The 14,811-nt window shown below is 39.2% G+C and carries 11 protein-coding genes and 2 pseudogenes; all 13 read left to right on the top strand.

The genetic code is table 11. The features are described 5' to 3' along the window. The first annotated feature begins 82 nt into the window (after window positions 1–82). The 13 genes and pseudogenes from OFO00_RS00520 (at window position 83) to OFO00_RS00465 (ending at window position 14,464) form a co-directional block, all read left to right on the top strand. Entirely contained in the window at window positions 83–409 is a 327-nt protein-coding gene (locus tag OFO00_RS00520; RefSeq protein ID WP_270864459.1) for a hypothetical protein, read from the top strand. Continuing rightward, complete coding sequence (mshL, locus tag OFO00_RS00515) at window positions 387–1,970, top strand: pilus (MSHA type) biogenesis protein MshL (RefSeq protein WP_270864458.1); 1,584 nt, start codon at window positions 387–389, stop codon at window positions 1,968–1,970. The genes OFO00_RS00520 and mshL overlap by 23 nt, the downstream gene beginning before the upstream one ends. Next, window positions 1,970–2,801: pseudogene (locus OFO00_RS00510) on the top strand (AAA family ATPase). The gene mshL and the pseudogene OFO00_RS00510 overlap by 1 nt, the downstream one beginning before the upstream one ends. Beyond that, window positions 2,794–3,816 carry a tetratricopeptide repeat protein gene (locus OFO00_RS00505; RefSeq protein WP_270864457.1) on the top strand — a complete coding sequence of 341 codons (1,023 nt, stop codon included), beginning with the start codon at window positions 2,794–2,796 and terminating at the stop codon, window positions 3,814–3,816. The pseudogene OFO00_RS00510 and the gene OFO00_RS00505 overlap by 8 nt, the downstream one beginning before the upstream one ends. Continuing rightward, the gene (locus OFO00_RS00500) at window positions 3,813–4,352 is read left to right on the top strand and encodes a hypothetical protein (RefSeq protein WP_270864456.1); all 540 of its coding nucleotides are present in this window, start codon (window positions 3,813–3,815) and stop codon (window positions 4,350–4,352) included. Before OFO00_RS00505 ends, OFO00_RS00500 begins: the two co-directional genes overlap by 4 nt. A gap of 5 nt (window positions 4,353–4,357) precedes the next feature. After that, complete coding sequence (locus OFO00_RS00495) at window positions 4,358–6,106, top strand: GspE/PulE family protein (RefSeq protein WP_270864455.1); 1,749 nt, start codon at window positions 4,358–4,360, stop codon at window positions 6,104–6,106. Further along, on the top strand, window positions 6,103–7,344 hold the full coding sequence (locus tag OFO00_RS00490; RefSeq protein ID WP_270864454.1) for a type II secretion system F family protein: 1,242 nt from the start codon (window positions 6,103–6,105) through the stop codon (window positions 7,342–7,344). Before OFO00_RS00495 ends, OFO00_RS00490 begins: the two co-directional genes overlap by 4 nt. Window positions 7,345–7,503: 159 nt before the next feature. Next, on the top strand, window positions 7,504–9,657 hold the full coding sequence (locus OFO00_RS00485) for an FtsK/SpoIIIE family DNA translocase (protein ID WP_270864633.1): 2,154 nt from the start codon (window positions 7,504–7,506) through the stop codon (window positions 9,655–9,657). Window positions 9,658–9,711: 54 nt separating this feature from the next. Further along, complete coding sequence (locus OFO00_RS00480) at window positions 9,712–10,878, top strand: FtsW/RodA/SpoVE family cell cycle protein (RefSeq protein WP_270864453.1); 1,167 nt, start codon at window positions 9,712–9,714, stop codon at window positions 10,876–10,878. 2 nt (window positions 10,879–10,880) lie between these two features. Then, window positions 10,881–11,963 (top strand): undecaprenyldiphospho-muramoylpentapeptide beta-N-acetylglucosaminyltransferase, encoded by a 1,083-nt coding sequence (gene murG / locus OFO00_RS00475; protein ID WP_270864452.1) that lies wholly within the window; start codon window positions 10,881–10,883, stop codon window positions 11,961–11,963. A gap of 90 nt (window positions 11,964–12,053) precedes the next feature. After that, complete coding sequence (gene htpG, locus OFO00_RS00470; protein WP_270864451.1) at window positions 12,054–13,898, top strand: molecular chaperone HtpG; 1,845 nt, start codon at window positions 12,054–12,056, stop codon at window positions 13,896–13,898. A 290-nt stretch (window positions 13,899–14,188) separates the two neighbouring features. Next, window positions 14,189–14,272 (top strand): annotated as a pseudogene (locus OFO00_RS08020) (IS1/IS1595 family N-terminal zinc-binding domain-containing protein); the annotation flags it as partial. 30 nt (window positions 14,273–14,302) lie between these two features. After that, on the top strand, window positions 14,303–14,464 hold the full coding sequence (locus tag OFO00_RS00465; protein WP_270864450.1) for a hypothetical protein: 162 nt from the start codon (window positions 14,303–14,305) through the stop codon (window positions 14,462–14,464). The last annotated feature ends 347 nt before the right edge of the window (window positions 14,465–14,811 follow it).

Below are 14,811 nucleotides of genomic sequence, written 5' to 3'. Positions count from 1 at the left end.
TTTGTCTAGTGTGCTTTTTGGAGCAGATGAGCCTAAGGGTCTGTCTGATGAAGTAAGAGCATTTCAAGATAGATATAATGGTATGTTTTCTAACCTAAACAAGCCAAGGGTGGGTCTTAGCGATTCTCAAATCGCATCTTTGCCAGATCCGTTTTATCCGCGCGAGGCTAATACTGGTCCTGTTGAGCCTGTGGTGAAAAAAACAGAAGGTTTAGGTTATCAGTTGCTTGGTATCATGGGCAATAAAGTTAAATTAAATGACAAATGGTATGGACTAGGTGATTATATCGGTTCATATAAGATTGTCCAAATAACTGGCAATAGCGTTATCGTCGCTAATAACGAAGATAATAAAATCGAATTAAAACTAAAACAAGGAAATCAAAATGTCACTATTACATATAAGTAAGAAACTTAGCTTAGCTGCTATGCTTGCATTATCGCTTGGTGTCACAGGTTTATCTGCTGCTTCAAACTGCGATAGAAAGGCTTTGAATATTAAGGTTAATGATGTTGTAACGCTAAATGAAATGCTAACACAATTATCTGATATGTGTAGATTTTCTGTCGTTGCAAAAGATGCTATGGCACAAGAAGAGCTTGCAAAAGAGCTTCAAGGTGTTAGCATTAAAGATATGTCATTAAGAGAGGTTTTTGATTTATTGATTAAAGAAAACAACCTTAGCTATGATTACTCAAACAATGTTCTTAAAATTTCTGCATTAGAGACAAGGACATTTAAGGTAGATTATATCACTTCTGTAAGAGAGGGTGTAGCTACTACAAAAGCTTCTGTTGATTCAGCTCCTATTGAGGTAGGTGATGATATTGATGATGCTAAATTAGATGATAATAAAATCACTTCTACTGAGAAATTTGATTTTTGGGAAAAAATCAGTGATGATATCACTAGTATTTTAAATAACGGCACAGAAAAATATGTAGCCGTAGCTCCTATTATCAATCAAAATGCTGGTTTGATTACCGTAACTGCTACAAAATCTCAAATTGCTCGTGTTGATAGCTATTTGAAAAGTATGCAAAAACGCCTTGGCAGACAGGTTTTGCTTGATGTAAATATTATTTCTGTCGAGTTGCACAATGAATACACAACAGGTATCGATTGGAGTAAATTCCAACTTGGTTTCAATACTTACATAGACAATGCTGGAACAGCTAGTTTGTTTAATTTCGGAAATTCAGTTGGCAGAACTATTACAAATGGCACTGGTGGTAATGCTGCGTTAAATGTCGGAACTACTACTACTGGCAGTACTGCTAATCCATGGTCTGGCAAAACAAGCACTAGCAACGGTGCTTGGGCTATTGGTGCGAACTTGAATTTCAGCATTGATGGTATGATTAACTTCTTGGAGACCAAGGGTAAAACAAAAGTTGTATCTAGCCCTAAGGTAACTACTATGAATAACCAACCAGCGATTATTTCTGTTGGTGATACTATCAACTATTTATTGCTAGAAAGTGCTACTTCTCTAACTGCGGCAAGTGATGGTAGCTCTGTCACATCTGATCAAACACAATACTCTATTTTTATCGGTATTTTGTTAAATATCTTGCCAGAAATTTCAGATGATAATAGAATTATGCTTAGAATCAATCCGTCTTTGAGTAGCTTTAAATATGCAGAAGATGATGTGAAAACTAGCACACCTAGAAATATCGCTCCTGATACACTTCAAAAGAAACTTTCAAGTGTAGTTTGGGTTGATGATGGCGATACTGTAATCCTTGGTGGTTTGATTGGTCAAACAAAATCTAAAAATAATACAAGAGTTCCGATTTTGGCTGAAATTCCTCTTGTAGGAAATTTATTCAAAAGTACAGCTGATATTTTAAGCACAACTGAGCTTATTTTCGTCGTAACTCCGCATATTATCGACAATACAGGCGCTCCTTTGGCTACATCGCTAAAAGAGCTTGGTTACTCAAAATCAATTTATGAAAAATAATGAGTAACACTTATACCTCTATTAAAGAGATATTTATCGAAGATAACGAAGTCTCAGACTTCGTTAATCTCGATAAATCAACTCTTGCATATCATAAAATTTTAAATGCCCTACAAAAACCGCTTAAACTGATTTTGTTTTATGGCAAACCAGGTTGCGGAAAGACCTTTTTGCTAAATAAAATCAAGGTCGATTTGGAAAAAAAGGTTAAGGTCGTATTTGTGCCACAACCTTTTTTTGATGAAAAAGAGTTTTTTTTAGAACTTTATTCTCAAATTTTCCACTCTAACCCAGTTGCGCCAATCGATAACTATGAGAATTTTATGAGAGTTTATCGCGAAAGACTTGGTATTACAGGCGGAGGTGCAGCCGTGGAGCAGGTGGTAATCTTGCTCGATGAAGCTCAGCTTTATCCTGGAAATTTGATTGAAAAAATTAGATTAATGGCGGATTCTAGGTTATTTAAATTTTTATTTACAGTGCATAAAACAGATGAGGAAGATCCGTCTTGCCAAAGATTATTTTAAAACCAGAATTTGGGAGAGTATAGAGCTTCCAAACTCAAATTTAGGCGAGGTGAAGCTGTATATAGAAAAAAAATTAGTTTTTCATGGTTTTCAGCAATATTATTTTATGTTTAGCGATGACAATTTTGATTTAATCCTAAATTTAACTGATGGAAATATGAGAAACATAAACAAATTAATGTATAAAATGTATGAGCTGTTTGAGTATTACGAGGCAAATAAGCCAACGGAGATTAGTTTTGCTCAAATTAATAATAAAATCATAGAAATGGCGGCCATTGGCACGGGGATAATCGATGCTTGAATTTTATGAAGTTAATGAATTAGAAAAAAAATGGGAAGAATACAATAAAAACAAAAAGCAATTTTCCTTTTTGAAATCTAAGCCAAATTTTGTATTTAAATTTGACAAGACGATTTTAGGGCTTTTGGCTTTGATTTCTATCGCGATCGGCGCGATTTTTTGGTTGCTTAAAGACGACGATAAAGTCAGCATGGCTAGCATAAACGAAAATATCCAAAACGAACCTGCTATAAGCGATGTCGTGCCAAACCCTGCGCCGCAGGTCCAGCCTACCATAAATACTGCCTCGCAAACTGAGGTTGCCGCGCAAAATAGTGAAATTTCGCGCGCAGATTATAATATCAGCGCCCCAGCAAACGATAGTAACCGAGTGCAAAATGTAGAACGCCCAAGCTTAAATATCAACGATGTGGGCGTGCTATCTAGCGAGGATTCTGGCGGTTTTAAGATCACAAACACATACGAAAATTCTGCCAATAACCAAAATTTTGCTAACCAAAATTTTGCAAACGGGGGATTTAATCAGGGTTTTAATCAGGCTAACAATGTGCCAAATTTTAACCCAAATGCTCAAAATTTCAACCAACCGATGAAAAACGAGATTATTGATTTTGGTAAGGCTCCATTGCCGCCAAAACAAAATGTCGCTTCTAACGCGCCAGCCCCTGTAAATAGGGCTCCGATTAGTTCTCGCCTTGAAATTCGCACCTCAAATTTAAGCTCTGAGCGACAGAGTTTGGAGAGTAAATTTTATGCGACAAATAAAATCGAATATTCGCTTTCCTTGGCCGAGGAAGCTTATAATAAAAAAGATTATGACAATGCGATAAAATGGGCTTTAACATCAAATGAGATTGATAAAAACAATATTAATAGCTGGATAATTTTCGCCAAAGCTAATTATAAAAAAGGTCGCAAAGATGACGCTATTTACGCGCTAGAAACATTTAATTCTAAGGCTAAAAATGGCGAAATTGCGAATTTAATAAATCAAATCAAAAGCGGTGCGCTATGAGAGTATTTTTATTTTTAACGCTATTTTTTGGCTCTGTTTTCGCTGTCAATGTCGATGATGTGCGAAACTGGGATCAAATTGGTCAATACAATAGAATTTGCCAAGAAAGCGTTAGAAATCTCTTTATCGAGGAGCAAAACGAGGCGCTAGCAAACACTTACGCGAAAGCTTGCCTAAAAATGGATAGGGTAAATGAGCTAGTCGTGCCAATGGTAATGCTGTATAAAACGAAGGAAACTAGGGAAAATGCCTCTTTGTATTCGACCATAGTTTTCCAAAAGAAAATGCTTTATTTAGCGCTTTGCGACGGCGTGGATATTTCGTATATCAGAACGCCGAAGATTAATTATATTTTGTCTGAAATTTTTGATAAATTCGTAGAGAAAACATACACCAAAAAAGGCGATGTGTATGTTTTTACCCTAGATGACGGCGAAAAAGCCGAGCTTTTTATCAAAGAAGAAGAGGAAGTAAAAAAAATGGTGGTGGCAATCTATGCCGGTGAAAAACTTAGCTCGATTAAAATTTATTGGTGATTAATATGACAAAGATAGAAGAGCAGATTGTTTCAATTCTAATAAAAAATAATGTCCTAACCCAAGCTATCGTTCCTGAAATTCAGGAGAAAATGGATATTGGTTTGACCCTTGGCGAAGTTTTGGTCGGCGACAACTATTTAAGTCAAGAAAATTTTTGCTTGATTTTAGCTGAGCTTTACAAACGCAGACAGATTGATTACGAAGATGTTCGTGAGAAATTTTCAATCGATCAAAAAGAATTTTTGCAAGTTTTGGCTAAAAAGCAAAATTTAACCTATATGAATTTAGATGATGTTGATATCGATTTTAAACTATCTGAGCGCGCTCCGATGGCGCAACTTAAAAAATTTGGCGTAATTCCTGTAAGGGCGGACGATTTAAATATCTATGTTGCGTTTTCTGATCCGTTTAATATGGAAGCTCAGGATAGAATTCAAGCGATTTTTAACAAACACCTTCTAAAAATCGTTGTGGCTGATCCAAATCAAGTAAATAAATATATGGCTAAACTCGAACTTTCCGAGAGTATCAAAGATTTGGTCGCTACTATTAGAAAAGAGCTTGCTAGCACAGGCGGTAGTGGCACAGGCGATGATACATCTGCGATTTTACAGCTTATTGAGATGATTGTAAAACAATCAATCATTATGCGCGGTAGCGATATTCACATCGAGCCTACTGAGAATAACTGCGTCGTGCGCACCAGAATTGACGGTATGTTGCAAGAAATTTTTATCTTTGATAAAGACATTTATCCGCCACTTGTGAGCCGTTTGAAATTGCTTTCAAATATGGACATCGCAGAGCGTAGAAAGCCACAAGACGGCCGTTTTTCTATGACGATTTCTGGGCGCGAATACGATTTTCGTATCTCTACACTGCCTATTATCAATGGCGAATCTACCGTTATGCGTATTTTGGATAAATCTAAGGTTATCATTAGCCTTGAAAAGCTTGGTATGCACCCAGAAAGCTTTAAAAAATTTAGCAATGCAATGCACGCACCGTATGGCATTATCTTAGTTACTGGACCAACCGGTAGTGGTAAATCAACCACACTATATGCGGCACTAAACGATGTCAAAAGTGTCGATACAAAAATCATTACCGTTGAAGACCCTGTTGAGTATCAGGTAAATTTAATACAACAAGTCCATGTTAATGAAAAAGCAGGCCTTACATTTGCGTCGGCTTTGCGCTCGATTTTGCGTCAAGACCCTGATATTATAATGATCGGTGAGATTCGTGACCAAGAAACGCTTAGAATCGCGATTCAAGCGGCTCTTACTGGACACTTGGTCTTTTCTACACTACACACAAATGACGCTGTTAGTGCGATACCAAGAATTGTAGATATGGGGATTGAGAGTTACTTAATCAGTGGTGCGCTTATTGCGGTCGAGGCTCAACGCCTTGTGCGCAAGCTATGCCCGCACTGCAAACAACCGACAAATGTGCCAAAATCTATGCTCGATCAGTTAAAAGAATTTTTACCTGAGCAGTATAAATTTTTCAAAGCAGTTGGTTGTGATCAATGTGGTCAGACAGGCTATATGGGTCGTGAGATGATAAGTGAAATTTTGCCTATTACAGATCGTATGCAAAGCCTGATTGCAAATGGTGGCTCGAAAGACGATATGAGAGCTTTGGCGAAAGAGGAGGGCTTTATCGATATGTTTGAAGACGGCATTATTCGTGCGGCTCGTGGAGTAACAAGTATAGAAGAAATTTATAGGGTGGCTAAACAATGAAAGATTTAAATGTAAATATGAACGCTGGTGGAAAACGCCAGCAAATGCGACTAAAAGTCAATAACAAGGTCAATGCGAACAACCTAATGAAACAACGCTCAGGCGGTTCGATTTCTAGACGCGCTCAAACGCAAAATTTGGGTAATATCACAGGCGATTTTAAAACCCAAGTAAGTCGTTTAATGGGCGGTAGTGGCAAGGTAAAAACTCTGCCATTAGTTGCTGCTATTAGACAGCTTTCTGTTATGACAAATGCTGGTATTTCTATCCACGACTCTATTAAAGAGGTCGCAAGAGCGACAGAGGATAAGACACTAAAAGGCATTTTTAGCGCGATGAACGACGACCTTAATGCAGGTCTTAGCCTTACTGAATCAGCGGAGAAATTCCGCTCACAACTAGGCGATGTCGTCGTAGCAATGGTAAGCCTTGGCGAGGCCACAGGTAATATGGCTGAATCACTTGCCAAGCTAGCTTCTATGCTTACTGAACTTTACGAAAACCAAAGAAAATTTAAAAAGGCTATGCGCTATCCGATGACTTTGATGATTGTTATGGCGATAGCATTTACGATTTTGATGATGTATGTTGTGCCTAAATTCCGCGAAATTTTCGAAGAGCTCGGCGCAGATTTGCCACTTCCTACAAGAATTTTGCTAGGAATTGAAAGTGCGCTTAGCAATTATGGTGGCTATATTTTGCTTGGTATCATCGTTACAATCGTGGGTCTTAAATGGCTGTATAAAAACAACGATCAGTTTAAAATCGGCTGGGATAGGGGAATTTTAAAGGTTTATTTGTTTGGTAAGATTATTTTCTACTCTACAATGTCAAGATTTATGCTGATTTTTACCGAGCTAGTTCGCGCTGGTATTCCTATCGCAGACGCCCTTGATACGGCTGTTTTGATGGTCGATAACCACACGCTAAAAGAAAAACTTTCAAGCGTTAAAATCGCTGTTCAACAAGGTGTTAGCCTAACGGAGGCTTTTGAGAATACTGGACTTTACGAGAGTATGCTTATTCAGATGATTAGCGCTGGTGAGCAGGCTGGTAACCTTGATAAAATGCTTGGAAATGTCGCTGATTATTACAAAGAGAAATTTGACGATATTATTGATAATATTTCTAGCTATGTTGAGCCGATTATGCTATTTTTCATGGCTGGTATGGTATTGCTACTCGCTCTTGGTATCTTTATGCCAATGTGGGATTTGGGAAAAGCTGTCAAAAACTAAAAAAAATCCGCGTCCAAATCGGGCGCGGATTTATCACAACTTCGTAAAATTCTAGTTTTCAAATAAAATTTTAACCTTAAATTTGCTAAAATTGCGCTTTTTATTTTCAAAGGATTTATCATAATAAAAGAAGTATATTTTATAATCGTCTCGGCTATAATTTTGTTTTTTGGATTTGCTACGATTGCGCCTGACTCGGCTCTTGTCGGCAGTGCTGGCAATGCGATTCGCTCGGTAAATTTAGGGCTTTTTGGTTATTTTTCATATATTTATCCGCTATTTTTACTCGGGCTTGTCTATATCGCGTATCGCTATTTTAGGGGATTTGATTTTAGATTTTTTGAATTTTGCATAGGCGTGATTTTGCTATTTTTCACCGTGCTTTTTGTGCAATCAAGCATTATCGGCGATAGTGGCGGAATCATCGGTAGCGTGGTCATAAATCAGCTAAGGCAGTTTGTGGGAAGTGTGGGGATTTGGATTTTTAATCTAACGCTTTTTGTCCTTTCACTGGTGCTGATTTTCGAGGATAAGCTTACAAACATAATCAAAAATTCTTTTATCAAAGAGCAAACTAGCGAGGCAAAAAGTGAAATTTCGCGCGAACAAACCCGCCAAAGAGCCACAAGGGCGCAAACCGAGCTAAAACCAAAACCGCTTAAAAAAGACAGAGCCGAATTTAGCGAAAAACAAGAGAGCAAAATCGAAAAATTTCTAACCGAGCAAAGCGATGATTTGGAGGGTGAAAATTTAGATTTCAATTTGGAAAAAGAGCCAAATTTGCAAAATGAAATTTTAGAGCCAAATTCTAAAAAATCAAATTCCAAAAAACCATCTTCGCTAAAAAAAGTCGAGCATTTAAGCGAGGTTGCCGAAAACAAAAAACTTCTTGATGAGTTAGAAAAGGGCAAAATAGACAAACCGCAAAATTTCGCCCTTCCGCCACTTGATTTTTTGGAAAATCCGCCCAAAAAACAAAATATGGTCGATGATAGCGAAATAGATCAAAAAATCTTTGATTTGCTCGATAAACTTCGCAAATTTAAAATCGACGGCGATGTCATTTGCACATACTCAGGCCCCGTGGTTACGACATTTGAGTTTCGCCCAGCAGCGCACATTAAGGTTAGCAAAATCCTAACCCTCCAAGATGATTTGGCTATGGCACTGCGCGCGGAGACGATCCGTATCCAAGCCCCGATTCCTGGCAAAGATGTCGTAGGTATCGAAATTCCAAATAAAAAGGCCCAGACAATCTATTTGCGCGAAATTTTTGAAAGTGAGGTTTTTAAAACAGCTTCTAGTCCGCTTACAATGGCTCTTGGTAAGGATATCGTGGGTCAGCCTTTTGTCACAGATCTAAAAAAACTCCCGCATCTACTCATCGCAGGAGGAACAGGAAGCGGTAAAAGCGTCGGCGTAAATGCTCTTATTTTAAGCCTTTTGTATAGAAATTCGCCAAAAACCCTGCGCCTAATAATGGTCGATCCAAAAATGGTTGAATTTAGGCTTTATGAGGATATCCCACACCTACTAACGCCGATTATTACTGAGCCAAAAAAAGCTATAACCGCCCTTGGAAATGTCGTGGCTGAAATGGAGCATAGATATCGCATAATGGCTGATAATAGGGTCAAAAATATCGAAAGTTATAATGCCAAAATTTCAAAAGAAAATGGCGAAATTTTGCCTTATATTGTGGTTGTGATAGATGAATTTGCCGACCTTATTATGACAGGTGGAAAAGAGGTCGAAACCAACATAGTGCTTTTAGCTCAAAAGGCAAGAGCATGCGGAATCCACCTCATCATAGCAACTCAACGCCCAAGCAAAGAGATTGTAACGGGCCAAATCAAAACAAATATGCCAAGTCGTATTAGCTTTAAGGTTCGCTCATATACAGATAGTCGCATAATCCTCGATCAAATGGGATCTGAAAGCCTGATAGGGAAAGGTGATATGCTCTTTATGCCACCAAGTGGAAGCACTACGATTCGCCTGCATGCGCCATTTAGCACAGAAGATGAGATAAATGCCATAGCTGAGTATTTGCGTTCGCAAGAAAGCGTGGTTTATGATGAGAGATTTTTGGCCGAAAATGATAGTCAAAAAGAGGGCACAGGTATGATGGATCCGCAAAATATGGAGCTTGACGAGCTGTTTGAAGAGGCGAAAAACATCGTTCTAACCGAGGGTAAAACATCTGGTAGCTATCTGCAACGCCGTCTTAAAATCGGCTACAACCGCGCTGCTAGAATCATCGAGCAGTTAGAGCAAATGGGAATTTTAAGCGAAGTTAATACCAAAGGGTGAAGAGATATCATCAAATAAATTTGGCTAAATTTTGAAATTTAAATGGAGTAAAATTTGAGAACAGATCAGTGGCTGTTTTATTTCACGGTTGCATTAATCACCATAGGCATTGTATTTTCGCTATCCTTGACCTCATATACCACGCTTGCAAGCGATACTGAGCCACTATATTTTTTCAAAAAACAATGGATATTTGGTATGTTTAGCATTTTCCTTATGTGGGGGCTTTCACAGTTTAACCCAGATAAGGTTTTGACGCCGTTTTGCATGGTTTTGTGGGTGGTATCTGGGCTAGTGATGATTTCAATGGGCTTCATGCCCAAATCAATCGTATCAGAGGTAAATGGTGCGGCTAGGTGGATAAAAATCGCAGGCATTAGTATCGCTCCGGTGGAATTTTTCAAAGTCGGCTTTATATATTTTTTGGCGTGGAGTTTCTCGCGCAAGATGAACCACACTAAAAAAACGGTTTGGCAAGAGATTAAAATTTGGGTTCCGTATGTCTTTCTTTTCGCGATTTTTGGCATAGTTATCGCCATAGGGCAAAAAGATCTTGGTCAAGTGGCTGTTTTGGCTGCGACGATGATATGTATGTCGTTTTTCGCAGGCACAAGCATGAGGCTAGTTGGCATAGTGGTGGGAATAATCGGCATTTTGGGTTATACCTTTATCGTCACTAGTCCGCACAGAATCGTGAGAATTCGCTCATGGTGGGCTGGCGTGCAAGACACTATCACTCCGTTTCTCTCCCCAGAAACAGCCGCTAAGGTTCGCGTAGATGATGCGAATATGCCTTACCAAGTCGGCCACTCGCTAAATGCCATAAACAACGGCGAGCTTTTGGGCGCTGGGCTAGGGCAGGGAAGCTTCAAACTGGGCTATCTTAGCGAGGTGCATACTGACTTCGTGCTAGCTGGCATTGCCGAGGAAATCGGATTTTTTGGAATTCTTGGCATTGTTTTGCTCTTTGCTGCGATGCTTGCTAGGGTCTTTCGCATAGCCTCAAAATCCGTAAATAGCGTATATTTTCTCTTTGGGCTTGGCATTGCTTTTATGCTATTTTTCTCATTTTGTCTAAATTCTTATGGAATTACTGGGTTAATACCTATGAAGGGTATCGCTGTGCCGTTTCTAAGCTATGGCGGAAGCCATGTCATAGCTGCTTCAATGGCGGTTGGATTTATACTTATGATTAGCAAACGCGCAAATTTAAGGAGCTAAAAATGATAGCAATCAGTGGTGGTGGCACAGGCGGGCATTTAAGTATCGCAAAAAGTTTGGGCACTGAGCTTAAAAATCGCGGAATAGGGGTGATTTTTATCGGTTCGACCAACGGCCAAGACAGAGCGTGGTTCGAAAATAGCGAAATTTTCGAGCGGGCGTATTTTTTGGAAAGCTCTGGCGTGGTAAATAAAAAAGGATTTAGTAAAATTTCATCGCTGATGAATATTTTAAAACTATCTTTGAAATGTCGTAAAATTTTCAAAGAAAACGGCGTAAAAGCCGTAATCAGCGTGGGCGGATACAGCTCGGCTCCGGCTTCGTTTGCGTCTTTGTTTTTTTTCAAGCCACTTTTTATCCACGAACAAAACGCCATTTTGGGGCGGTTAAACGACCTTTTAGAGCCGTTTTGCAAGAAAATTTATAGCCCATATTCTAGGGAAAAATTCGAGCTTCCCACGGCTTGTGGTTGCGTGACGAAATATACGCAGGATAATACCCAGTGCATAAGCGATAAATTCGACTATCCAGTAAGCGACATTTTTTTCGAAAAATCTAGAATTCGAAGTGAGATAAAAACGATAATTTTCTTAGGCGGTTCGCAAGGGGCGAGTTTTATAAATACTCTTGCTTCAAATTTAGCGCCAAAGCTCGTTAAAATGGGCTATGAGATTATTCATCAATGTGGCGAAAAAGAGTTTGAAAAATACAGCGAATTTTACAAAAACGCGAATTTAAATGTCGAGCTTGTGGGATTTAGCAAAAATTTGGTCGATTTGATCTCAAAGGCCGATTTGTGCGTAGGCAGAAGTGGGGCTAGCACTCTGTGGGAGCTCGTGGCAAACGGACTTCCTGCGATTTTCGTGCCGTTTCCGCACGCGGCAGGAGATCATCAATTCTACAATGCGAAATTTTTGCAAGATCTAAATTTATGCAAAATCGTGCGCCAAAATGAGGCTAGCGAGGATAAAATTTTGGATTTAATCCAAAATTTCGACGCTCCAAGTGCAAGTAGAGGGCTAGTAAATTTCAGCTCCAAAAACGGCGCAAAATCCATAATCGACGATATTCTAAGCCAAATTTAAAAACAAAATTTGGCTTAATATTGACAAAACTTAGCACTCGGTGCTATAATGTGCTAATTTTTAAACAAAATTCAATCCAAAGGACATTTTATGGCAAAGAAAAAATTCAAAACAGAGGTCAATGATTTATTAAATTTAATGATTCACTCGCTGTATTCAAACAAGGAAATTTTCCTTCGTGAGCTCGTATCTAACGCCTCAGACGCGCTTGATAAGCTAAATTATCTATGCCTTACCGATGAGGCTTACAAGGCTTTAAGCTACACGCCACGCATTGAAATTTCGCTCGATAGCAAGAATAAAATTTTAAAAATTTCAGATAATGGTATCGGTATGAACGAGGGCGAGTTAGAGACCAATCTAGGCACTATTGCGAGATCTGGCACAAAGGGATTTATGGCGAATTTGAGCGGGGATGCTGCCAAAGATAGCAACCTAATCGGGCAGTTTGGCGTAGGGTTTTATTCGGCTTTTATGGTCGCAGATAGTATCGATGTCATCTCGCGCAAAGCCCTTGAAGACGAGGCTTTCAAATGGTCATCAAACGCCAAAGACTACACGATTATCCCTTGCGAAAAAGATAGCTTTGGCACCGATATAATATTGCATTTAAAAAACGATGAATTTGCGAATTTGGCGCGATTAGAGGGCATTATCAAAAAATACTCCAATCATATCCCATACCCGATTTTTGGGCAAAAAGAGGAATATATCCCTGGCGAGGACGGCGCGCAGGGTCATAGCGAGACCAAGGTCGTGCAGCTAAACTCGGCTAGCGCGCTTTGGCAACTGTCAAAATCATCGCTAAAACAGAGCGATTATGACGACTTTTATAAACAAATCAGCCACGATAGCGCAGATCCGCTATTTCATATACATACCAAAGCAGAGGGTATGCATGAATACACTACGCTGTTTTATGTGCCATCAAACGAGCCGTTTGATTTATACCGCGTGGATTATCAAAGTGGCGTCAAACTCTATGTCAAGCGCGTATTTATCACAGATGACGCCAAAGAGCTTTTGCCTGTGTATTTGCGCTTCGTGCGTGGCGTGATAGATGTGGAGGATCTGCCGCTAAATGTAAGCCGTGAAATTCTGCAAGAAAACCGCATTTTGGCCCATGTCAAGGAACAAAGTGTAAAGAAAATTTTAGGCGAATTAGCTAAAATGCTAAAAAACGACCGCGAAAAATATGAGAAATTTTACGCGCTTTTTGGCAAAGTGCTAAAAGAGGGCTTGTATGGATTCGGCCCTGATAAGGCTGAGATTAGCCACCTAGCGCTATTTAAGTCAAATTTGCGCGAGGGGCTAATCAGCCTAGATGAATACAAGGCGCGTATGAGCGAGCAAAACGCGGAGCAAAAAGAGATTTATTTCATCACCGGCAAAGACGCGAAAATGCTGAAAAACTCGCCACTTTTGGAGGATTTTAACGCTAGGGGCGTGGAGGTTTTGCTTTGTGATGATGAGATCGACGCTGTGGTTATGCCGGGACTTTTCGAGTTTGACGGCACAGCAATCAAGAGCGTAACTAGCGTAAAAAGCGCCGAGCAAAACGAAGAGCAAAGCGCGTGGGCGCTGGAAGTGGCAGCAAAATTTAAAGAGTGTTTGGAGGGTCGCGTAAAAGATGTGAAAATCTCCACTCGTCTGACAAACTCGCTTTCTTGCCTTGTCTTTGACGAGAGCGATCCAGACTACGCCACACAGCAAATTTTGCGTCAAATGGGGCAGACGAATTTGCCTGAGTTTAAGCCGATTTTGGAAATCAACGCAAAGCATGAAATCATCAAAAAGCTAGAAAATAATAAAACTATGATTGCTAGCGTGGCGCGTTTGGCTTTTGATTTGGCTAAACTCGGCGAGACCCAAAGCGTCGATGATCCAGGCGCTTTTATTGCAAATATCAACGAACTAGTCGCAAAAGCTCTGTAAAATTTGATTTGTGATTGAGCGTGGCGCGTGGCTTGGGATTTGGCTGTGCTTTAAGTCGTCGCGCGTGGCTCGGAATTTAGCCACGCTTTAAGCGTGGCTTTTGGCTGGGGGAATACTGCACGCGAGGCGGTAAAAATCTCGCGTGCAGGTGATTTGTGTAAAATTTCGGCTTAATAGTCAAAAAATTAGGATGAAAAGTGCTACAATGCCCCTTGTAATCTATTTTGCAATGGGTTATAAAAAATGACAAAAAGTATGAGTAAAAAAAATACAAATTTTATGGTAACAATAATTTAGTAAAAAATGGAAAAACTAGCAACAAAAAACAACTCTATAAATGCAAAAATTGTGCCAAAAAATCCAGTAAAACTTAGTTTAAAAGAAGTTAGCCCTAAGAGAATTTAATGTTTTTTACTTATGAAAAATTTAGTGTCGCGCCAAACATAAACAATAAGCTAGAAAGAAGTTTTACTGATTTGAAGTCAAAGCTCAGAGAACACAGGGGATTAAATTTGGCAAATAAAGAGAAATTTATATCTTGGTATTTTTGGCTAAAAAATCGATAATCGATTTTAATTTTTTAGTATTATCAATTATTATAAAATAATAGATTATGATAAAATCATCCTAAATTTTGACTATTAAGCCTTTTTCGTAATTTTCTAAAATAAGCAAAACACTCCGATGAAGTCCGATATATTTCTTGTAAAGTGAAGTAAAGTGAAGTAAAGTGAAGTAAAGTGAAGTAAAGTGAAGTAAAGTGAAGTAAAGTGGTGGCGTGCGTAATTGGGTAAGTTTAGACTAGCCGTAGGTTAATCAAACTTGCTTCAACTTCGCCTCGCACCGCCTCGCTTGTTTTCAAGGAAACATCGGCTGACGCCGAGCGCTTCGCTTGTTTTGCGAGACGCTTACA

Origin of the sequence: Campylobacter sp. VBCF_04 NA7 (assembly GCF_027737405.1) — a bacterium.
GTDB lineage: Bacteria > Campylobacterota > Campylobacteria > Campylobacterales > Campylobacteraceae > Campylobacter_B.
The sequence above is the reverse complement of the archived record's forward strand: the minus strand, read 5'-3'. Positions and strand labels throughout refer to the sequence as shown.